This window comes from Micromonospora chersina, assembly GCF_900091475.1.
In the GTDB taxonomy this organism is placed as follows: domain Bacteria; phylum Actinomycetota; class Actinomycetes; order Mycobacteriales; family Micromonosporaceae; genus Micromonospora; species Micromonospora chersina.
Window position 1 is genome coordinate 4187024 of sequence record NZ_FMIB01000002.1, and the last position, 20726, is coordinate 4207749.

Here is a 20726-nt window from a genome sequence, read left to right on the forward strand (position 1 = left end):
CGCCCGTCGAGGCGGGCGAGGCTGCCGGTACGGCGGCTGCGGTCACGAATGCGTCCTCGGGGTCGAGCCGGCGCTCACTCCGGCGACCGGCAGCCGGCCGGGTCGACCGGCGGAACCGTGTCGGAGGGGACGGCGTCGGGCGTGGTGGTCGGCGTCGTCGTGGGCCCCGCGGCGGGCGTGGCCGTGGCGCTGGCCGGCGGGACGGCGCTGCCGCTGACCGCCGGGGCCAGCGGGCTGGCGGTCACGGAGGGCGTCGGGCTGGCCGGCCCGGCCGTCGGGCTGGGCGGGCAGAGTGGCTTCAGGTTCGGGTTGGCCGGGTCGTCGCTGGTCAGCTCGGCCAGCCGGCGCTCGGCGTCCGGCTCGCTCTTGGCCTGGATGCCCTGCTTGACCTGCTCCTGGGCGGCCAGGGTGAGGTCGTCGAGCTTGGCCTCGCTGGTGGCGTGCACGTTGGACAGGTCGAGCCCGGCGACCTGGCCCGGGACCCCGCGGAACACGGCGAGCTGCCCGTCGTCGGTGGCGCCGACGTAGTACTGACGCTGGGTGTAGCTCCACCCGCCGAAGACGCCGCCCCCGACGATGACCAGCAGCGCCAGCAGCATCGCCGCGGTACGCAGCGGGTGCCGGCGGCGCCGGTCGGCCTCGTCGTCCCGGGTGTCCACCGGCTCCTCGGGCGCGGGCGCCCGGGGGGCGGACAGCGCCGAGGCGCGTGCCGCCGGGGTGGAGACGTCGGCCGAGGTGGCCATGCCGCGGTCGCGGGCGGCGGCGCCGCCGACGATCGGGGAGGCCTCGACGATGTCCTGGTCGGTGGCGTCCGCGATGATCACCGTGATGTTGTCCGGGCCGCCGCCGCGCAGGGCGAGCTGCACCAGGCGTTCCACGCACTGCTGCGGGTCGGTGTACTCGCGCATGGTGTCGGCGATGGTGTCCGCGCTGACCACGCCGGACAGGCCGTCCGAGCAGATCAGGTAGCGGTCACCGGGGAGCACCTGCCGGACGCTGTACTCCGGGTCGATGTCGCGACCGTCCAGCGCCCTGGTGAGCAGCGAGCGCTGGGGGTGGCTGCTCGCCTCCTCCGCGCTGATCCGGCCCTCGTCGACGAGCATCTGGACGTACGTGTCGTCCTTGGTGATCTGCGCGAACTCGCCGTTGCGCAGGAGATAGGCCCGCGAGTCACCGATGTGGACCATGCCGAGCTTGCTGCCCGAGAAGAGGGTCGCGGTGAGCGTGGTGCCCATGCCCTCAAGCTGCGGGTTGGCGTCCACGGTGTCGCGGAGTTGTTGGTTGGCGGTGCCGACGGCGGAACGCAGCGCGTCGACGAGGGCGTCCCCGGGGACGTCCTCGTCGAGGGGCGCCATGGCACCGATGACGATGTTGCTGGCGACGTCACCGGCGGCCATGCCGCCCATGCCGTCGGCAACGGCAAGAAGCCGCGGCCCGGCGTAGACGGAATCCTGGTTACCGTCTCGGATCAGACCGCGGTCGCTGTGGGCCGCATAGCGCAGGGTCAGAGTCATGGCCGTAATTCGAGGGAAGTGCGGCCGATCCGGATCGGCACGCCGAGGGGGACGGGGGTTGGTCCGGTGACCTTAGCGCGATCCAGGTAGGTGCCGTTAGTCGATCCGAGGTCCTCGACGAACCACTGCCCGTCGCGCGGCACGAGCCGGGCGTGCCGCGCCGACGCGTAGTCGTCGGTGATCACCAGGGTGGAGTCCTCGGCGCGACCGATCGTGATCTGGGCCTCGCCGAGGGTGATCCGGGTGCCGGCCAGCTGACCGGCGGTGACCACCAGCTGGTGCGCCGCCCTGCCCCGCTTCACCTTCGCCGGCTTCGCCGGCTGCCCGGTCGAGGCCCCGACCGCGCGCGGCGCGGCCACCAGACGACCCGACCGGGCCCCCGCGAAGAGGTCCCGGCGGATCACTCCGACCACCGTGAACACGAAGATCCACAGCAGGATGAGGAACCCGAACCGGGCGACGGTGATGACGAGTTCCGGCAACGCGGGTCAGCCGTCCACGCGGAAGGTCAGGGTCGTCGTGCCGAGCTGGATCATGTCGCCCGGGTTGAGGGCGACCGCGGACACGCGCTGGCCGTTGACCATCGTGCCGTTGGTGGAGCCGAGGTCGGTCAGCACGACCTGGCCGCCGTCGAAGTCGAGCCGGGCGTGGCGCCGCGAGATGCCGACGTCGGGCAGGCGCAGGTTGGCCTGGTCGCCGCGGCCGATCACGGTCGAGCCCATCTGGAGCGGGTAGGTGCGGCCGTCGCCGGAGACCAGCCGGACGTTGCGGCCACCGCCGTGCCCCTGCGGCGGGCCGTAGCCGCCACCCTGGTCGTAGGCGGGGTAGGCCGGGCCGGCGTCGTAGCCGCCGGGCGCGGAGACCGGGGCGACCTCGCCGCCGGTGTAGACCTCCGCGGTGACCCGGAACATGCCGGTGTCCAGCCCCTCACCACGCTCGACCTCAACGATCACGTCGCCGTAGACCGTCCAGGCCTGCTCGCCGATGAACTCCGCCTGCGACTGGGCCAGTTCCTGGGCCAGCGCGGCGGCGTACGGCGCCAGCCGACTGTGGTCGTAGGGCGAGAGATCGATCACGTAGCGGTTGGGCACCAACGTGCGCCCACCGGCCAGGATCGCCTTGTGCGCCTCGGCCTCCCGCTGCATGGCGTTGAGGATCTCCACGGGGTGGACCACCCCTTTGAAGACCTTGGCGAAGGCCCCCTCGACCAGGCCTTCCAGACGCTTCTCGAAGCGTTGCAGCACGCTCACCGGCTCCTCCTCGGGTCCCGAGGCAATGATGGTATCCGGACACCGCCTCCGCAGCTCACACGCCGCTCGGCCGGCAGCCGGCGGCCCGTTCGTGACCAGCCCCGCGGACGTGCTAAAGTTTCGCCCGCCACGAACGGTGATCGCTCGTGGCGATGACCGGGAACAGCGTAATATGTCCGGGCACCCGCCGCAGACGGCGGGAGCGGGATGAGATACGGTGTTGCAGGTCAGCCACGGGGAAGTGGCGGAATGGCAGACGCGCACGGTTCAGGTCCGTGTGCCCGAAAGGGCGTGGGGGTTCAACTCCCCCCTTCCCCACCATCACGAGGGCTCCGCGAGCAGCGGGGCCCTCGCGCCGTATCGGGGCGTGCCGGACATCACGCTATGCTCCGATGGTTCCCCTGCCCCGATGGACCAGGAGTGGCGTGTGAGTGTCGCGTTGGTGACCGGCTCGGGCGGTCTGATCGGCTCCGAGGCGGCCCGGCACTTCGCCGGCCTCGGGCTCGACGTGGTCGGCATCGACAACGACATGCGCCGGTACTTCTTCGGTGAGGACGGCTCGACCGCCTGGAGCCTGGACCGCCTCGCCGCCGAGCTGGGCCGTGCCTACACCCACCACGCCGTGGACATCCGGGACCGGGACGGCCTGGAGCAGGTCTTCAAGAAGTACGGCTCGGACATCGCCGTGGTCATCCACAGCGCCGCCCAGCCCAGCCACGACTGGGCCGCCAAGGAGCCGTACACCGACTTCGACGTCAACGCCGGCGGCACCCTCAACGTGCTGGAGAACACCCGGCGGCACGCCATCGACGCCCCGTTCATCCACTGCTCGACCAACAAGGTCTACGGCGACCGCCCGAACACCCTGCCGCTGATCGAGCTGGAGACCCGCTACGAGCTGCCCGAGGACCACCACTGGTACGACGGCATCACCGAGGACATGTCGATCGACGAGTCGCTGCACTCGATCTTCGGCGCCTCCAAGGTGGCCTCCGACGTGATGGTCCAGGAGTACGGCCGGTACTTCGACATGAAGACGGCCTGCTTCCGGGGCGGCACGCTGACCGGCCCGGCGCACTCCGCCGCCGAGCTGCACGGCTTCCTGGCCTACCTGATGCGCTGCGTCATGGAGGGCCGGACCTACAACCTCTTCGGCTACAAGGGGAAGATGGTCCGGGACGCCATCCACTCGCGGGACGTGCTCACCGCGTTCGAGGCGTTCTTCCGCGAGCCGCGCTCCGCGCAGGTCTACAACCTCGGCGGCGGCCGGCACTCGAACACCTCGCACATCGAGGCGTTCCGGATCGCCGAGGACATCACCGGCCGGGTGGCGAAGATCAACTACGTCGAGCAGGCCCGCACCGGCGACCACCAGTGGTACGTGAGCAGCATGGCCCGGTTCGAGGAGCACTACCCGAACTGGAAGATCACCTACGACGTGCCGATGATCCTCCGGGAGATCTACGAGGCGAACGTCGACAAGTGGGTGCCGAAGGCATGACCACCGGCACCAAGCGGAACGTGCTCGGCGTACTCGTCGACGCGACCGACTACGCCCGCGCGACCGAGGCCGTGGTCGCGGCGGCGCACGACCGCCGCCCGCTGGCCCTCACCGCCCTGGCCGTGCACGGCGTGATGACCGGCGTGCTCGACCCGGCGCACAACGCCCGGCTCAACTCCTTCGACGTGGTCACCCCCGACGGCCAGCCGGTGCGTTGGGCGCTGAACCTGCTGCACGGCGCCGGCCTCACCGACCGGGTCTACGGGCCGGAGCTCACCCTCCGGGTGCTCGCCCGCTTCGCCGACGAGGGGCTGCCGGTCTACCTCTACGGCTCCACCGAGGAGACCCTGTCCCGCCTCATCCCGGCCCTGGAGCGGAAGTTCCCGGCGCTGAAGATCGCCGGTGTCGAGCCGTCCAAGTTCCGATCCCTGGAGCCCGGCGAGGACGCCGAGATCGCCGACCGGATCAAGGCCAGCGGCGCCCGGCTCGTCCTGGTCGGGCTGGGCTGCCCCCGGCAGGAGGTCTTCGCGTACGCCATGCGGCCGCTGCTGGACATGCCGCTGATGGCCGTCGGCGCGGCCTTCGACTACCACGCCGGGCTGCTGCGCAACCCGCCGCCGTGGATGCAGCGGGCCGGCCTGGAGTGGTTCTGGCGGCTCGGCCTGGAGCCGAAGCGGCTCTGGCGCCGCTACCTCATCCTCAACCCGGCCTACCTGGCCCGGCTGGCCGCGCAGAAGACCGGCCTGTGGAAGGCCACCCCGCCGCCCCCGGCGACGGAGCGCCCGGCCACCTTCGACGTCTGACGCCCGAAACGACGTCCGGCGGCCACCCGTGAGGGGACCGCCGGACGCCGGTGGGAGAGGTTGGCTCAGGAGACGTTCACCCCCGTGTCGTCGATGACGAACGAGGTCTGCAGCGAGGAGTCCTCGGTGCCGGTGAACTTCAGGGTGACGGTCTGGCCGGCGTACGAGGCCAGGGAGAAGGACTTCTGGCTGTAGCCGCTGGCCTTGTTCAGGTTCGACCAGGTTCCCAGGGTGGCCAGCACGGTGCCGGAGGAGTTGAGCACCTGCACGGTCAGCTTGTCGTACTGGACGCTGCTGGTGGTCTCGGCCGAGTCGATGTGCAGCCAGAACGTGAAGTTGTACGAGGTGCAGCCGGCCGGCAGGCTCACCGACTGCGACAGCGTGTCGGTGTGGGTGCTGCCGTAGCCGTCCAGCCACGCGTTCCAGGTGCCGGTACGCGGCGGCTGGCCGCTGGAGCCGTACTGGCCGATCACACCCGAGGTCGACGACCACACCGTGTTACCCGACTCGAAGCCCGGGTTGCCGAGCTTCTGGCCGGCCCCCGTGCAGCCGCCGGTACCGGTGACGGTCAGTGAGTACGTCGCCGTCTTCGTGCCCGACGCCGCGGTGCCGCTGATCGTCACCGAGTAGGTGCCGGCCGGGGTGCTCGCGGAGGTGGTGACGGTCAGGGTGGACGAGCCGCCGGAGGTCACCGTGGCCGGGTTGAACGAGGCGGTGGCGCCGCTCGGCAGGCCGCTCGCGGCCAGGCTGACCGACTGGGCGGAACCGTTCGTGGTGGCGGTGGCGACCGTGGCGGTCACCGAGCCGCCCGGCGCGGTCGAGCCGGAGGTGGGCGAGACCGAGACGGAGAAGTCGTTTGTCGGCGGCGGTGTCGTGCCGTTGACCACGTAGAGCAGCCGGTTCGGGGTGCCCGTGCCCACGTTTGTCACCACGTTCGGGGTGGCGTCGTTGACCAGGCTGTCCCGCACCTGCTGCGGGGTCCACGAGGGATTGGCCGAGAGCACCAGCGCCGCGGCGCCCGCGACGTGCGGCGACGCCATCGAGGTGCCGCTGATGGTGTTGGTGGCGGTGGTGCCGGTGTACCAGGCGGAAGTGATGTTCACGCCCGGCGCCAGGATGTCGACGCAGGTGCCGTAGTTGGAGAAGCTCGCGGCGGCGTCGTTGTTCTGCGTCGCCCCGACCGTGATCGCCGACGCGACCCGGGCCGGCGAGTAGTTGCAGGCGTTCTGCCGGTTGCCCAGGATGTCGCCGTTGCCGGCCGCCACGGCGTACGTGATGCCGGAGTTGATGGAGTTGGTGACCGCGGTGTCGATGGAGCTGTTGGCGGAGCCGCCGAGGCTCATGTTCGCCACCGCCGGCTTCACGGCGTTCGCGGTGACCCAGTCGATGCCGGACACCACCTGGGCGTTGGTGCCGCTGCCCTGGCAGTTCAGCACCCGGACCCCGACGATCTGGACGCCCTTGGCCACCCCGTACGAGGAGCCGCCCACCGTGCCCGCGACGTGCGTGCCGTGACCGTTGCAGTCGTCGGCGGAGCCGCCGTCCACCGCGTCGAACCCGGAGACGGCCCGGCCTCCGAAGTCGTTGTGCCCGAACAGCAGGCCGGTGTCGATGATGTAGGCGCGCACGTTGCTGGCCGTGTTCGGGTAGGTGTACGAGCTGTTCAGCGGCAGGTTCCGCTGGTCGATCCGGTCCAGGCCCCAGGACGGCGGGTTGCTCTGGGTGCCGGCGATCGAGACCGTGTGGTTCTGTTCCACGTACGCCACGGCCGGGTCGGCCGCGATCCGCGCGGCGGCCTTCGCGCCGACGGTGAGTTCGAAGCCGCGCAGGGCGGCGCGCCACGTGCGGGCGACCGTGCCGCCGTGCCTGGCGGTCAACCGCTGCGCGGTCTCGGTGACCCGGCTCGGGGCGACGGCGTTGTCCTTCAACACCACGATGTAGCTGTCCGCCACTGCGGTGGGGCCACCGGCGGCACGGATCGCGCCGGTGGGTTCGGCGGCCGCGGCGGGTGACGCGGCGGCCGCGAGCATGGTCAGGGCGGTCATTCCGACGAACACGGACCTGCGTGGGAGACCCATCTCCCTACCTCCCTCCGACCGGCACAGGACCGTCCGCCGGGTGAGGCACAGGCGAATCGACGCTGACCGATCATTAAGAGGCTAGGCCAGCAGCGGAAACACTGTGAACATGCCGGATCCGCCATAACGCCGGTGGGATGACCCCTACGGGAGGGCGTACGGGAGGAACCGGGGTGCCGGCCCGGATCCGGCCGGCGTGCGACCGGGCAAGGCTGGAGCCATGGACGAGCGTCTCACCGTGCTGCTCCCCCTCGCCGCCGTCTGGCTGGCCGCCGGCGTGATCGCGGACGGACTGCCCCGGCTGGACCGCGCCCGCGCGCTGCGCCGGCGTACCGGATGGTTGTCCGCCCTGGTGCTCGCCGGCCTGGCGCTGACCGCGGCCGTGCTGGCGGTGGGCCTCCAGAGCGCCGGCACGACGGCGCTCGACCGGGCCGCCGCCGGGCTCACCCTCGCGGTGGCCCCCGCGCTGGTCGTCGCGGTCTGCACGGTACGCCGGATCCGGTGGCTGTGGGCCGGCGCGGGCGCGTTCGCCGCCGCGCCGGACACCCCTGCCCCGCACGGGCTGCGTGCCGCCGCGGCGCACCCGCTGATCGGGATGCCGCTCCAGGTGACCGTGCTGGCGATGCTCGGCGCGGTGCTCCCGGCCACGGGCGTCGACCTGTTCGCGACGCCGGCCGTCGCCGGGCCCGCGACCACCGTCGCGGTGCTCGGCGTGATCGCCGTCGGGGTACGCCACGCCCTGCGGCACAACCGCCTCGCCGAGCGGGCCCTGCCGCCGGCGACCGCCGCGTCAGCGCGTGCGGCTGGTCCCCTGCACGTATAGCAGCTCCAGGATCGCCCGGGTCGCCTCGAACCAGCGGTCCAGCCAGCCGGGCGGGGGCACGCTGCCCTTCGGCGGCAACTCCATGAGCAGCCCGCGCAGCAGCGGGTGGTCCACCAGGGACTCCTGCGGCTCCATGGGCCAGCCGGTCGGCGGGAAGGACGGCTCGGTGAGCGGGTTCGGGTCGAGCGACGGCAGGGAGAGCGGTGGGGCGGGCTGCTCCGGTGCGGGCACGTCCCGGCCGCCCATCTCGGCGTCGCCGGAGCCCACCTCGGTGAGGACGCTGTCCCGGCGTGCCCCGCGGTACTTGCCACCGAACCGCTCGGGCTTGCCCGGACCGTTGGTGAGATTCTCTGAGCCGATCGTCGTCATCCGTCTCGCCTGCCTCGTTCGGTTGCCGATCTGTGCGGTTCAACGAGGCGGAACGGAACTGGCGACGGGTGGCCGTGAGCGGCCCGGGCGCGGACGAAATGGTCCCGCCCGGCGACGTTGCCGAGCGGGACCACGCTTTCTGGGACGGGACGCCGGATCAGCTCCGGCCGAACGTACCGCCCCTGGCGCCGGCGACGAAGGCGTGCCAGTCACCCGGGGCGAAGACCAGGGCAGGGCCCTTCCTGTCCTTCGAGTCCCGGACGCCGACCGCCCCGGTCACGTACGCGACCTCCACGCAGTTGTCACAGTTCGGCCCGCTCTTCGAGCTCTTGAACCACGTCGCCTGCGTCAGGTCCACGGGGAACTCCTTGGTCGCCATTTCCACAACGGCTCCTCTGCCAATTTTGCGATGTGTGCGATGGATTCCTCCGGGCGAATGGCCGCTGCTCGAATGTGATCGAAGATGAAGCTGTACTTCTGTAGTTCGTCGCTCTTCTCCAGGAAGAGCCCACCCGTGGCGTTCTCCGCGTACACGACATCGGGATCACTCGGTTCGGGGAAGCTGAGGATCGTGAAGGTCCCGTCCATGCCGGCGTGCGCGCCCACCTCGAAGGGCAGGACCTGCAACGTCACGTTCGGCAGTTCGGCCACCTCCACCAACCGTCTGAGCTGGCCACGCATCACCGCGTCGCCGCCAACCGGCCGGCTCAGCACCGCCTCATCGAGCACCACCCACAGATCGACCGGATCGTCCTGGGTCAACAACGACTGACGGCCCAGTCGGACACGCACCCGCTGTTCGACCTGTTCGGCGGAGAAGTCCGGCCGAGCGGCCCGGATCATCGCCCCCGCGTACTCCTCGGTCTCCAGCAGGCCCGGCACGACCTGCTGTTCGTACGCCCGGATCGAGCTGGCCGCCGCCTCCAGTCCCACGTACGCCCCGACCAGCACCGTGCTGTACGGATGCCACCAGCCCTTCTGCCGGGCCTCGCGAGCGATCTGCACCAGCTCGTCGCTCTCGGCCCCGACCACCCCGTAGATGCGGAGCATGTCCCGCACGTCCCGGGGGGTCGCGGTGGTGTGGCCGGTCTCGATACGCGAGATCTTGGAGGCCGAACACTCCAACTGCTCGGCGACCGTCTCGATGGTGATGCCGGCAGCTTCGCGCTGCCGTCTAAGTTCCGCCCCCAGGCGTCGACGACGGATGGTCGGGCTGCGCCGTTCGCTCACGACGCCACCCCACGGGTCGATGGACGGGGAATCCCATTCCTCGCGCGCACCCGGCTACCTCCGGTCGGTCGCGCCCGGTCTCACACCCGCCGGGGCGCGACCGGCGTACGGCGGGCGATCGTTCGCGGCAGGGGGTGGTGCCGGTCATCGACCGGCCGCGTCGGGCGAAACCGGCGTCCAGTGTGCCGCCCCGGGACCTGAGGCTTCAAGCGTCCCGTTCACGTGTCGTGCTCGCATATCAGCAAAAGACGACGTGCAACTTGCATGAAGCACGTCGCTGATGCACTCTGTCGGTATGGCACGGGTTACTCACCGTCTTCGCATGATCTCCGGGCGTGGTCGCACCACGGGCCGCGGGACGGCAGGAGGGGAGCCGTCCCGCGCCGAGCGACCTGCCCCGGGGTGAAGACCCCGCCGCTGCACGCCAGCTTGGCTGTGGCGGCGGGAGCGGTAGCCGGGAGCAGCCGGGGTGATGGTCGGGTGGCGGTCCGCCACCGCGGGTACGGCCCGACCAGCACCGACCCACTGATCAGCCGGTCCACGAGGCAGACCCCCCGTCACCGGACCGACCTGTCCCCCCGATCAGCCTCGCCGGCCCGCCCGCCGGCCGATCCTCCCCAGGAGCCCATGTGCTTCCCCGCTCCGGTGACGTACTGCACGTGACTCGCGCGGCGAGTGTCCAGTTCCTCCGACCGATCATGTTCCGGGTGATCCGGGTGCTCGACTGGCCGACCTACGACGGTTGGCTCTGGCTCGACGGCTACGAGTTGAACGCGGCGGGGGACGCGGTCAACCGGCGGTCGATCTTCGTACAGCAGGAGGGGTTGGGGCACGTCCAGGCCGCGCCCGCCCCGCGTCAGCACACCGTCCGAACGGCCCGTCGTCCGGTGGTCCGGACCCCGGTCCGGGTCGGCTGACCTCACGAAACCCGGTCGGGGGGCGTGCCACCGCCATAGAATCGGTACGCCCACCCCGGCAAACGCTCCACCCCGCGCGCACCGGACCCTGAACCTGGGATGGTCATGGTCAATCTGCCCGCCGCGCGGCGGCACCACCGGTCCCGTATCGGCTACGGCCTCGGGCTCCTCCTGTTCCTCGGCGCCGCGACCATGCTCGCGCTCGTGGTCCGCCACCCCGCCTTCTCCGCGACCACGGAGTTGACCGAGCCGGTCCCGGCTCCGGAGATCACCGTGGTCGGGGAGGGCAACCGGCCGGCCACCGAAGCGAACGAGGACCAGCCCGACGGGGCCGACCCACCGGTGGCCGGCGCATCGGGCGACGACGTCGGCCCCTCGGCGGAGGCCGGCGCCGGGGGCGGGGAGTCCTCGCTGGCCGACCGGCCCTCCGCCACCACCGACCTCAGCCGGTCGCTGTTCTACTCGGGGCTGCTCGGCCTCGCCATCTCGCTGGCCGGCCTGGGCCTGGTCGGCACCCGACGCCGCCAGTGGTGAACGCTCAGGCGGGCCCGGAGTGAACGCTCGCCGCGCGGCGGTGGTGGACGGTCGCCGCGCGGCGGTGGTGGATGGTCGCCGCATGGCGGTGGTGGATGGTCGCCGCGCGGCGGTGGTGGACGGTCACGGCGTGGCGGTCACCGTCGGCGCGGGCGTCGAGGCGTCCGTCGTCGGGGCCGCGGCCCGGGCCACCACGACGGTGACCTGGTCTCCCTCGGCGACCGTCTCGCCGGCCTCCGGGTCGGTGTCGATCACCGTCCCGGCGGGCTGGTCCGACGTCCGGTACCGCACCCGGTAGTCCACGCCCAGCCGGTCGAGGGCCGCCCGGGCGGCCGACTCCGGCAGCCCCACGAGCGGCGGCACCGGCACCTCGGCGGCCGCCGTGGTGGTCGGCGGGCTGCTCGGCGGCGAACTGCGCGGCGCGGCCGTGCTCGGGGTGACACTTGTCTGCGGGGCGGTGCTCGGCACCGCCGACGGCGACAGCCCGGGCTCGGCGTTCCGGTCCGCCGCGCGGAGAGCCAGCCAGACGCCCACGCCGATCAGGGCGATCAGCAGCAGCGCGAGGACGCCCAGCAGGATCGGCATCCACCAGCGGCGACCCGCCTGCTCCTCGGTGTACCACTCGGTGCCGGGCTCCGGGTATCCGGCCGGACGCGGTGGCGGAACGCCGGCGCGTCCCGACCACGCGGGGCTGACCGGCTCCGCGCGGGTGGCGTCCATCGGCCGCCGCGTTTCGGCGCCGCCGTCACCGCGAGGCAGCGGGCGGGTGGCATCAGCGGCCGCCGGCATGGCCCGCGTCGCCTCCGCGTCCTCCGCGCCCGCCCCGCCAGCGCCGGCAAGCCCGGCCGGCATAGCCCGGGTGGTGTCGGCGTCGCCACCGCCGGCCGGTTCCCGGGGCATGGCCCGGGTCGCATCGGCGTCCTCACCGCCGTCGTCGGGCTGCGCGGGGCGGTCGGGTGGGACGGCGCGGGTGGCGTCGGGGTCGGCGCCGCTCCGGTCGGGGGGCAGCGCCCGGGTCGCGTCCGGGTCCCCGGCGGGCGGCTCCTGACGGTCGTCGCTCATCGCACGTCCTTTCCCCACCGGGACAGGGCGGCCTGACCCTCGATCGTCCACGGTAACGGTCCGCCGGACCATCGGCAGGCATCAGCGCGCCGGGCGGCCCGTCACGGGGAGGGCAGCGGGCTGGCGGTCGGCGTCGTGGCGGGCTCGTCGCCGCAGGTGAGGGTGACCGGGTCGTTCCACCGGGCCGAACTGCCGCCGGCCGGGTCCTGCGCGGTGACCGGGCCCTGGCGGCTGGTGCGGTAACGGGGATAGAGACCGGCCGCCACCAGGTCGTCGGCCGCGTCGGCGCAGCTCTGGGCCACCAGGTCGGGCACCGGAACAGCGGGCGCCGGGCCGGCGACCCAGAGGGTGACCGTGACGCCGCGCTTCACCGGCGTACCGGGCTCGGGCGAGGTGCGCTCGACCGCACGGCCGGAGCCGCTGCCGAACACCAGCCGCCAGCCCAGCTTGCGAGCCCTCAACTCCCGTCGGGCCTGCTCGAAGTCGGTGCCCACGACCTGCGGCACGGTGAGGCCGGCGGCGGTGGTGGTGCGGGTGCCGGTCGGCCGGTCGTCGGCGGGGCTCGGCAGCGCGGCGGGCGTGGTCGCCTCGACGGAGGGGATGGTGGCGGCCGCGGCGGGTGGTGCGGTGGGCCGGTCGGGTTCCCCGGCCAGCACCCAGCCGCCGCTCGCGCCGATCACCGCCAGCAGGACCGCCGCCAGGCCGCCACCGAGGAGCAGCCGGGTCCGGTCCGCCCCCGGTTCGTCGCCTGCCCCGGGCTGCCGGTCCGGGTAACCCTCGTCCGTCATCACGTCCCCCGCCTCAGTCACCGGCGACGGTATCCGGCGCCACCAAGCCCGTCCGGGCCGAGCCGGCCGCCGCCACCACTCGCCGCGCCGACCCTGGGACGCTACGCTCCCCGGCATGGCCAGACGGGGCTGGGGAGGATCGACCGCCGCCGCGCTCGGCGTCGCCGCCGGTACGGGCGCCGCACAGCTCGGCTTCGGCTACGGGCTCGGCATCATCAACTGGGCGCCGGCCGGCGCCGCCCGGATCGAGGCGGCCTGGGTGGCCAGCCTCGCGTGGGCGACCTGGATCTCCGCGACCTCGGTGATCGCCGGCGCGGTCTGCGCCCAGCGGCTGCGCGGCGCCGACGACGAGGAACCGGCGGGCACGCTGCCCCGGCTCGGCCTGGCGCTCGCCGCCGGGGTGGGCGCGTTGATCACCGTGCTGCTGGTGGCCGTGCCGGCCCGGGCGGCCCGGGTGCCGGCCACGTCCTCGCCGCAGGCCGTGGCCGCCGGGTACGCCGTCGCCGGGCTGGTGCTCGGGGTGCTGCTGGCGACCTGGGCGCTGCACACCAGGGCCGCGGCCGTCAACCTCGTCGCCACCACCGGCTGGCTGTGGCTCCTCGCCGTGGTCTCGGTGCTCGACGGGGTGCTCTCCGGCCGTGGCCTGACCACGGCCCAGCTCGGCATCTGGCAGATCAGCGCGGACAGCGGCCGCTTCTGGATCCGCGACTACTTCTACTGGCCGGGGGCGCTGCTCTCGCTCGGTTCGGCACTGCTCATCGGGATCCTGGCCGCCCGCGGGGCGGTCCGCGCGCCCGAACGACGGGTCGGGGCGGCGGCCTCCGGGGCGGCCGGTCCGCTGCTTGTCGCACTGGCGTACCTGCTCGCCGTGCCGAGGCTCGCCGGGATCGCCGCCGAGCAGGTGTCGGCGCACCTGATCGCCCCGTACGCGGTGATCGCCGGGGTCGGCGGCTCGGCCCTGGTGGCCGCGCTGGCCCAGCGCGCCGACCGCCGCGCCGCCGAGCGGGCCGTCGTGAACCTGCCCCACCAGCGCACCGGTGAACCGGACCAGCTCACCGCCGACGACCCGGCGTCCACCGGCGCCGAACCGGAACCCGCGACGGAACGGCCGAGCCGCCGGTTCTTCGGTCGGCGCTCCTCCACACCGGGCGCCGAGCGTGCGGCCGTACCGGTGCCGGCCACGTCGATCGACCCGGTCGGCGAGCAGGTCACGTCGGTCGGCACGCTCCGCGAGCCGGCGACGGCGGGGCAGCGTGACGCGAGCGGCCGCACCGGATCGTCGCCGGAGGCCAGGGCAGCGGCCGGGGCCACGAGCGCGGACCTGGGCACGGGGCCGGAGCGCACCGCCGCCGGTCGACGCGGCCGGGCCGTGCCACCCCAGCGGAAGCCGGAGCCGAGCTTCCCGGCCGGCACCGGCCCGGCCGGGACGGAAGCGGACCCCGGTCGGCCGGAAACGGCGGATGGCGGGCCGGCGGGACCCGCGACGGCGGGACCGGCGGGCGACAGTGAACCGGGAAGCGGCGCCACCGCGCCGACCACCGGACCGAAGGCCCGCCGCCGCAACCGCTGATCGCCGCCACGGCAACCGCCGCTCACCGGACGGCAACCGTCGCTCGCCGGACGGCAACCGCTGCTCGCCGAGGGCGCCGGCGCGGGCAGGGTGCCGGAGGGTGCCACCTCCCCGGCTGGCCCCCGCGACACCGGCCCGGAAGCCGCGAGGGCCTGGCATGGGTGCGCCGCCCGGAGGCGTCGGGCCTGCTCAGGTCAGCGGGAGCCGGCGGTGGTCAGTCGACGGGCCAGGTGTGCACGGGCTCGTTGCCGCGTTGCAGTTCGGCGTAGCGCTGGACCATGTGGTGCAGTGCCGCGGGCCGGTCCATGCCCCGGTGCCGCTCGGCCGCCCACACCGTCTCGGTCTGCCAGACCGCGCCGTTGCGGCCGGTCCGGCAGCGCTCCTCGATGACCCCGAGCAGGTGGTCCCGCTCGGCCGGGGCGACGCCGAACCGGTCCAGCCCCTGCGCGGCGGTGGGCAGCAGCGTGTCGAGGACGAGCGTGGTGACCGGCACGTCACCGAGCCGGGGCCAGTGCACCACGGCGTCGATGCCGCGGCGGGCGGCGGCGTGGAAGTTCTCCTCGGCGGAGCTGAAGGTGAGCTGGCTCCAGATCGGCCGGTCCGACTCGGCGAGGCCGCGGGCGAGGCCGAAGTAGAAGGCCGCGTTGGCGAGCATGTCCACGACGGTCGGCCCGGCCGGCAGCACCCGGTTCTCCACCCGCAGGTGCGGGCGGCCGTCCATGATGTCGTAGACCGGGCGGTTCCAGCGGTAGACCGTGCCGTTGTGCAGGCGCAGCTCGCCGAGCTGGGGCACCCCGCCGGCGTGCAGCACCTCGACGGGGTCCTCGTCCTCGCAGATCGGCAGCAGCGGCGGGAAGTAGCGGACGTTCTCCTCGAACAGGTCGAAGATCGAGGTGATCCAGCGCTCGCCGAACCACACCCGGGGGCGTACGCCCTGGGCCTTCAGCTCGTCGGGACGGGTGTCGGTGGCCTGCTGGAACAGGGCGATCCGGGTCTCCGCCCAGAGCTGCCGGCCGTAGAGGAACGGCGAGTTGGCGCCGACCGCCACCTGCACACCGGCGATCGCCTGCGAGGCGTTCCAGTAGTCGGCGAAGCTGTCCGGCGCGACCTGGAGGTGGAACTGGAGGCTCGTGCAGGCGGCCTCCGGCGCGATCGAGTCGGTGTGCGTACGCAGCCGCTCGACGCCGCGGATGTCCAGCTCGATGTCCTCGCCCCGGGCGCCGACGATCTGGTCGTTGAGCACGCGGTAGCGCTCGTTGGTGGAGAGGTTGTCGGCGACCAGGTGCCGCTCGGTGAGGGTGGGCAGGATGCCGACCATCACGATCTTGGCGTCGGACTTGGCGGCCCGCTCGTCGGCGCGGCTCAGGCTGCTGCGCAGGTCCTGCGCGTAGTCGGCGAAGCCGGTGCCCTCGATGAGCCGGGGCGAGGCGTTGAGCTCCAGGTTGAACTGGCCCAGCTCGGTCTGGAAGAGGGGATCGGCGATGTCGGCGAGGATCTGGTCGTTGCGCATGGCCGGCTCGGCGGCGGCGTCGACGAGGTTGAGTTCGATCTCCAGCCCGGTCATCGGCCGGTCGGCGTCGAAGCCGAAGTCGTCCAGCATCAGCGCGAACACGTCCAGACAGCGCCGGACCTTCTGCCGGTAGCGGACCCGGTCCTCGCGGGAGAAGGCGCCCTGCTCGACGTCTCTGCCCATGTGTCCTCCCGGCGCCGGCGCCACGGAACCGTACCGTTCCGCAACGCATTGTGAACCATTCACGTTGAGTGCGTAAGTGCGCCCCGGCCGCCGGACCGGAGGCCGGGCGCAGGTCTGCACTCCTACCCAGCCGCCCGCCGCCGCACCGCGCTCAACCTGCGAACAACACGTGACAATTCGCACCGCCCCGCGTACGACGAACGGGCCCGCGCCGTCGGGTGACGGCGCGGGCCCGTGGGGTCGTACGCGGCGATCAGGCCTGGCGGACGGCCTCGCCCTCGATCTCGATCTTGATCTTCTTGCCGACCAGGACGCCACCGGTCTCCAGGGCGACGTTCCAGGTCAGGCCGAAGTCCTCCCGGTCGATCTCGGTGGACGCGGAGAAGCCGAAGATGTCCTGACCGAACGGGCTGCGGCCGACGCCCTCGAACTCGACCTCCAGGTCGACCGGACGGGTCACGCCCTTGATGGTCAGCTCGCCGGAGAGGACGAACTCGTTGCCCTCGCGGGACTTCACGCCGGTGCTGCGGAACTCCAGGGTGGGGAACTGCTCGGCGTCGAGGAACTCCGGGCTGCGCAGGTGCGCGTCACGGTCGGCCTGGGCGGTGTTGATGCTGGCCGCCTGGATGGTGGCGGTCACCGCCGACTGCATCGGGTCCTCGGCCACGGTGATGGTGGCGCTCGCCTCGGCGAACTCACCGCGTACCTTGCTGACCATCATGTGCCGGGCGACGAACCCGACGCGCTTGTGAGCCGCGTCCAGCAGGTAGGTGCCGGCGGTCGGGATGGTGAGACCCTCCCAGTCGCGGGTAACCGCTTCGGTGCTGCTGGTCATGGTGCTGTCCTCCAGGGGAGATTGTTTAGTAGCCCAACGACTGACTGAGCAACTATAGCCGTAGCAATATTCCCTGTGTCAAGGACTGCTAGGATGGCAGCGTGGACGAGAACGTGTTCGACGATCCCCGGATCACCGCCATCGGCCTGCTCTTCGAAGCCAGCGCCGGGCTGTCGGCCCGGTTCGCCGCTCAGTTCGAGGAGCACGGCCTCTCCCCGGTCGAGTTCGAGGTGCTGATGCGGCTCACCCGGTCACCGGGTCACCAGCTGCGGATGACCGACCTCGCGGCGCAGACCTCCCTGTCCACCAGCGGCGTCACCCGCGTGGTCGACCGGATGGAGCGCGACGGCCTGCTCCGCCGCCGGGCCTGCCCCTCCGACCGACGCAGCTCGTACGCCGTGGTCACCGCCGCCGGCCTGAGCCGACTGGACGCCACCCTGCCCGGCCACCTGCGGATCATCGAGGAGTGGTTCACCGGCCAACTCGCCCCGGCCCAGCTGGAGGCGCTCCTGGACGGCCTGCGCCGGGTCCGCGACGCGGTGCACCCCGGGGCGACCGCCGGCAGCAACGAGCCCGCGCCGGCCGGGCAGTCCGCCGGCTGCTGACCCACCGACCCCGCCGCCCGCACCGGTGACCCGCCGGAGCGGGCCGCCGTACCCGTCGGTCACCGGCAGAAAGACCGGCAGAACCATCCGGACACCGGGTCATACTTACCCAATGACCCAGAAATCGCTCAGCCGTGCTGGATAGGCTTCCGGGCAGCGGGGGGCACCGGGGGGTGCCGGCGCGAGCGATGCAGCGAGGGGCAACACCAGGGGGCTTCTTCGCTCGCGCCACCCCCGCGCCTTCGTCTCCTGCCGGGTCTCAGTCCCGCGGGGCAGCGCGCTCCCGGCGGGCCAGCAGCGCGTAGAGCAGTGCCTCCTCGCGAGGCAGCAGCCGGATGCCGGTGGCCCGGCAGACCCGGTCGAGCCGGTCCAGCACCCCCACCTCGCCGGTGCTCGCCGCCAGCCCGACCAGCGCCTCCACCAGGTCCCGCCGCTCCCCACCGCCGGCGAGGTCCGCCTCCGCCGTACCGTCCGGCCGCTCCCCGCCGGTGGCGTGCTCGGCCGCCGCGGTGAACCACTCCGCCGCCAGCTCCCGGTCCCCGCGGTGCAGCGCGAGATGGCCCTCGATCAACGCGCAGATCGCGTCCTCCGGCCGGGCGCTCCGGCCCTCCGGGGACGCATCCAGGTTCTCCACGGCCGGTGGCCGGCGCTGCCCCGGCACCGGGCGTGGCGGCCGCAGCTCGGCCACCATCTCCAGCGCCTCCTCCGCCCGCCCGTCGAGGGCGAGCGCCAGCCCGATCGTGCCGACCACCTGACGCCGCCGCCCCGGGTCGCCCAGCTCGACGAGCGCGCCGGCCACCCGCCGCCCCTGCTCGACCGCGTCGACGTACCGGCCTTCGAGCCGGGTCACCTCGGCCAGGGCGGCGCGGGCCATCAGGCGGAGCCGCTGCTCCCCGCACTGGGCGGCCAGCCGATCGACCGCGGCCAGGCGGCGCCGCGCGCCGGCCAGGTCCGCGGTCCGCACGTCGTGCCAGGTGAGGTGGTACTGGGCCACGGCCATCTCGCGGGCCCGGCCGTGCCGGGTGGCCAGCTCCAACGCCGCCTCGGCCTGCTCCCGGGCCTCGCCCGGAGCGCCGGCGCCGAGCAGCAGCACGCAGAGCATCGACCGGGCCGACAGCTCCCCGGTCACCTCCCCGGCCGCCCGGAACGTGGCCAGCGCCTCCCGGGCCGCCGGCAGCTCCACACCGCCGGCGCCGTGCTCGGCGCCGAGGCGCGCCACCCCGAGCAGCGCCCAGGCCCGCAGCACCGGCGGCGCGTCGGCGGTACGCGGGTCGGCCAGCAGCCGGCGCAGCCACCGGCGCCCGGAGACGTCCCGCCCGCGCAGCCGCCACCAGCGGGGCAGCGCCGCCGCCAGGCGCAGCGCGGTCACCGGCTCGTCGTCGGCGGCGTGCGCCAGGGCGGCGGTGATGTCGCTTGTCGCCTCGTCGAGCAGGTGCACGGCCGCGGGCAGGTCCGCGCCGACCAGATTCGGCGCGGTACGGAGCACCAGCCCGGCGACGACCAGCGCATGCCGGCGGCGGATCCGGGTCAGCTCCCCCTCGACCGCGGCCTGCTCGGTCGCGAAGTCGCGGACCGCGTCCAGCAGGCGGAACCGGAACGGGCCGGCCCCCCGCACGCTGAGCATCCCGAGTTCCCGGAGCCGGTCCAGCAGCGGGACCGCGTCCCGCCGCTCGCCGCCGTCGGCGAGCAGGTCCTCGGCCAGCTCCACGGACCAGCGGTTGCGGAAGGCGGAGAGCCGGCGCAGCGCCGCCCGTTCGGTGGGCGCGAGCAGGTGGTAGCTGGTGGCCACGGCCTCGCGCAGGGTCACCGTGCCGGCGGCGAGGTCGGCGGGCTCCCAGCCGGGGCGTACGCCGGCCAGGTCGAGGACCCGGTCGCCGTAGCGGTCGAGCAGTTCGGTGACGTCGAGGATCCGGCCGCGCGCGGCCATCAGCTCGATGGCCAGCGGCAGCCCGCCGAGGTGGCGCACCAGCGCGGCGAGCGCCGGCAGCTCGGCCCGGGTGGGCGGCTCGTGGCGCACCCGGGCGAGCCGGGCGATGAAGAGGGCCGCCGCCGGCCAGCGGGCCAGCTCCGCCGGATCGGTCGGCTCGGGACCGACCGGCGGCACGTCGAGCGGAGCGACCGGCCGGACCAGTTCGCCGGGGAGCCCCACCGGACGGCGGCCGGTGACCAGCACCCGCAGCGTCGGCGCCGCCGCGACAAGGGCGCGCAGCGCCTCGGCCACCGGCCCGGGCGCCCGCTCCACCGCGTCCACCAGCAGCAGCGCGGGCCGGTCGCCGAGCCGGCAGGAGAGGTCGGCCAACCGGTTCACGCCGAGCACGGCGACCGAGGCGGCGAGCACGTCGGCGGCGTCCGAGCCCTCGCCGACAAGCACGCCGGCCACGCCGGCCGGGTGCGCGGCGGCCGCCGCGTGGGCGACGGTGAGGGCGAGCGCGGTCTTGCCGACCCCGGCCAGCCCGACGAGGCTCACCACCGGATGCTCGGCGAGCAGGGCGCCCAGCTCGGCGACGTCGCGGTCCCGGCCGAGCAGCGGGACCGGCTGGGGCAGCGCGATGGGCGTACCCGAATCGGTGGTGGTGGAGCCGGTGACCGGGAGGTGCCGCGCGGCCGGGCGCGGCGCGGCGGCGGCGGGACCGCTGACCGGAAGGTGGCGCGCGGCCGGACCGGGCACCGTCCCGGCGGCGTCGGGCCCGCCGCCCGACCGGTGGCTCGCCGACTGCGCGGCATCGGGATCGTCCGGCGGCAGGTGGCGCGCGGCCGCGTCGGGCACGGCGGCCGGGGCCGGGCGGGCGGCGGCCACGAACGCCTGCCGGGTCGCGCCGGTCAGGTCGAGGGCGTCGGCGAGCAGGCCGACAGTGGTGCGCTGGGGTCGGGTGGCCCGCCCCCGCTCCAGATCGCGGACGGTCCGCACGCCGACCCCGGCCCGGGCGGCCAACTCGGCCTGGGTGAGGCCGGCGGCGAGCCGGTGCCCGCGCAGCAGGTCGGGCAGCTGGGCACGGCCACCCGGGCTCCGCGAACGATCATGATCGGGAGTCATGGGCACGAAGAGTACGGATCGGGTCGGACGCTCCACAGCCCATCGTCGGCCAGCCGACCGTCCCCTGCGGATATCCGACAGACGGCTGAACCGCCCGGGCCCGAACGGCCCGGGCGGGCG

At 73.7% G+C, this 20726-nt stretch carries 19 protein-coding genes and 1 tRNA gene; 8 read left to right on the forward strand and 12 right to left on the reverse strand.

Annotated features, from left to right (window positions below; translation table 11 throughout):
- Positions 1-74: 74 nt before the first annotated feature.
- The 3 genes from GA0070603_RS19465 to GA0070603_RS19475 are packed head-to-tail and all read right to left on the reverse strand — an operon-like array spanning position 75 to position 2791.
- Positions 75-1514 (reverse strand): PP2C family protein-serine/threonine phosphatase, encoded by a 1440-nt coding sequence (locus GA0070603_RS19465; protein WP_091316124.1) that lies wholly within the window; start codon positions 1512-1514, stop codon positions 75-77.
- Positions 1511-1996, reverse strand: coding sequence for an FHA domain-containing protein FhaB/FipA (locus GA0070603_RS19470; RefSeq protein ID WP_088996760.1), 486 nt, complete (start codon positions 1994-1996; stop codon positions 1511-1513). The genes GA0070603_RS19465 and GA0070603_RS19470 overlap by 4 nt, the downstream gene beginning before the upstream one ends.
- Before the next feature lie 6 nt (positions 1997-2002).
- Positions 2003-2791 (reverse strand): FHA domain-containing protein, encoded by a 789-nt coding sequence (locus GA0070603_RS19475; protein WP_091322113.1) that lies wholly within the window; start codon positions 2789-2791, stop codon positions 2003-2005.
- A gap of 208 nt (positions 2792-2999) precedes the next feature.
- Here GA0070603_RS19475 and GA0070603_RS19480 point away from each other — a divergent pair.
- The 3 genes from GA0070603_RS19480 to GA0070603_RS19490 all read left to right on the forward strand — a co-directional run bounded on the left by GA0070603_RS19480 (position 3000) and on the right by GA0070603_RS19490 (position 5068).
- Positions 3000-3085, forward strand: a tRNA-Leu gene (locus GA0070603_RS19480).
- Positions 3086-3173: 88 nt separating this feature from the next.
- The gene (locus tag GA0070603_RS19485; protein WP_208862914.1) at positions 3174-4265 is read left to right on the forward strand and encodes an NAD-dependent epimerase/dehydratase family protein; all 1092 of its coding nucleotides are present in this window, start codon (positions 3174-3176) and stop codon (positions 4263-4265) included.
- Entirely contained in the window at positions 4262-5068 is an 807-nt protein-coding gene (locus tag GA0070603_RS19490) for a WecB/TagA/CpsF family glycosyltransferase (protein ID WP_091316125.1), read from the forward strand. Before GA0070603_RS19485 ends, GA0070603_RS19490 begins: the two co-directional genes overlap by 4 nt.
- A gap of 65 nt (positions 5069-5133) precedes the next feature.
- On the opposite strand, the gene GA0070603_RS32485 is transcribed toward GA0070603_RS19490, so the two are convergent.
- A complete protein-coding gene (locus tag GA0070603_RS32485; protein WP_091316126.1) occupies positions 5134-7146 on the reverse strand; it encodes a S8 family serine peptidase in 2013 nt (670 codons plus the stop codon).
- 220 nt (positions 7147-7366) lie between these two features.
- Here GA0070603_RS32485 and GA0070603_RS19500 point away from each other — a divergent pair, with 220 nt between their 5' ends.
- Positions 7367-7969 (forward strand): hypothetical protein, encoded by a 603-nt coding sequence (locus GA0070603_RS19500; RefSeq protein ID WP_091316129.1) that lies wholly within the window; start codon positions 7367-7369, stop codon positions 7967-7969.
- Here the strand turns inward: GA0070603_RS19500 and GA0070603_RS19505 are convergent.
- The 3 genes from GA0070603_RS19505 to GA0070603_RS19515 all read right to left on the reverse strand — a co-directional run bounded on the left by GA0070603_RS19505 (position 7937) and on the right by GA0070603_RS19515 (position 9568).
- The gene (locus GA0070603_RS19505; RefSeq protein ID WP_091316131.1) at positions 7937-8338 is read right to left on the reverse strand and encodes a hypothetical protein; all 402 of its coding nucleotides are present in this window, start codon (positions 8336-8338) and stop codon (positions 7937-7939) included. The two genes, GA0070603_RS19500 and GA0070603_RS19505, sit on opposite strands and share 33 nt — an antisense overlap.
- Before the next feature lie 157 nt (positions 8339-8495).
- Positions 8496-8717 carry a DUF397 domain-containing protein gene (locus GA0070603_RS19510; RefSeq protein WP_091316132.1) on the reverse strand — a complete coding sequence of 74 codons (222 nt, stop codon included), beginning with the start codon at positions 8715-8717 and terminating at the stop codon, positions 8496-8498.
- Positions 8687-9568 carry a helix-turn-helix domain-containing protein gene (locus GA0070603_RS19515; RefSeq protein ID WP_091316135.1) on the reverse strand — a complete coding sequence of 294 codons (882 nt, stop codon included), beginning with the start codon at positions 9566-9568 and terminating at the stop codon, positions 8687-8689. The genes GA0070603_RS19510 and GA0070603_RS19515 overlap by 31 nt, the downstream gene beginning before the upstream one ends.
- Before the next feature lie 629 nt (positions 9569-10197).
- Here GA0070603_RS19515 and GA0070603_RS19520 point away from each other — a divergent pair.
- Together GA0070603_RS19520 and GA0070603_RS19525 are read left to right on the forward strand one after the other, a co-directional pair.
- The gene (locus tag GA0070603_RS19520) at positions 10198-10485 is read left to right on the forward strand and encodes a hypothetical protein (protein ID WP_091316136.1); all 288 of its coding nucleotides are present in this window, start codon (positions 10198-10200) and stop codon (positions 10483-10485) included.
- 99 nt (positions 10486-10584) lie between these two features.
- Positions 10585-11019, forward strand: coding sequence for a hypothetical protein (locus tag GA0070603_RS19525; RefSeq protein WP_208862915.1), 435 nt, complete (start codon positions 10585-10587; stop codon positions 11017-11019).
- A gap of 123 nt (positions 11020-11142) precedes the next feature.
- Here GA0070603_RS19525 and GA0070603_RS19530 read toward each other — a convergent pair whose 3' ends face one another.
- Together GA0070603_RS19530 and GA0070603_RS19535 are read right to left on the reverse strand one after the other, a co-directional pair.
- Complete coding sequence (locus GA0070603_RS19530; RefSeq protein ID WP_091316142.1) at positions 11143-12081, reverse strand: PASTA domain-containing protein; 939 nt, start codon at positions 12079-12081, stop codon at positions 11143-11145.
- A gap of 101 nt (positions 12082-12182) precedes the next feature.
- On the reverse strand, positions 12183-12890 hold the full coding sequence (locus tag GA0070603_RS19535) for a PASTA domain-containing protein (protein WP_091316146.1): 708 nt from the start codon (positions 12888-12890) through the stop codon (positions 12183-12185).
- 94 nt (positions 12891-12984) lie between these two features.
- Here GA0070603_RS19535 and GA0070603_RS32655 point away from each other — a divergent pair, with 94 nt between their 5' ends.
- Positions 12985-14439, forward strand: a complete 1455-nt coding sequence (locus GA0070603_RS32655) for a hypothetical protein (protein ID WP_425270457.1) — start codon at positions 12985-12987, stop codon at positions 14437-14439.
- A gap of 214 nt (positions 14440-14653) precedes the next feature.
- On the opposite strand, the gene GA0070603_RS19545 is transcribed toward GA0070603_RS32655, so the two are convergent.
- Positions 14654-16132: a glutamate-cysteine ligase family protein gene (locus GA0070603_RS19545; protein ID WP_091316149.1), complete on the reverse strand. Its 1479-nt coding sequence runs from the start codon at positions 16130-16132 to the stop codon at positions 14654-14656.
- Positions 16133-16385: 253 nt separating this feature from the next.
- Positions 16386-16967 (reverse strand): YceI family protein, encoded by a 582-nt coding sequence (locus GA0070603_RS19550; RefSeq protein WP_091316153.1) that lies wholly within the window; start codon positions 16965-16967, stop codon positions 16386-16388.
- Positions 16968-17068: 101 nt separating this feature from the next.
- Between GA0070603_RS19550 and GA0070603_RS19555 the strand changes: the two genes are divergently transcribed.
- Positions 17069-17572: a MarR family winged helix-turn-helix transcriptional regulator gene (locus GA0070603_RS19555; protein ID WP_091316156.1), complete on the forward strand. Its 504-nt coding sequence runs from the start codon at positions 17069-17071 to the stop codon at positions 17570-17572.
- A gap of 259 nt (positions 17573-17831) precedes the next feature.
- Here GA0070603_RS19555 and GA0070603_RS19560 read toward each other — a convergent pair whose 3' ends face one another.
- Complete coding sequence (locus GA0070603_RS19560; RefSeq protein WP_091316159.1) at positions 17832-20606, reverse strand: ATP-binding protein; 2775 nt, start codon at positions 20604-20606, stop codon at positions 17832-17834.
- Positions 20607-20726: the final 120 nt, after the last annotated feature.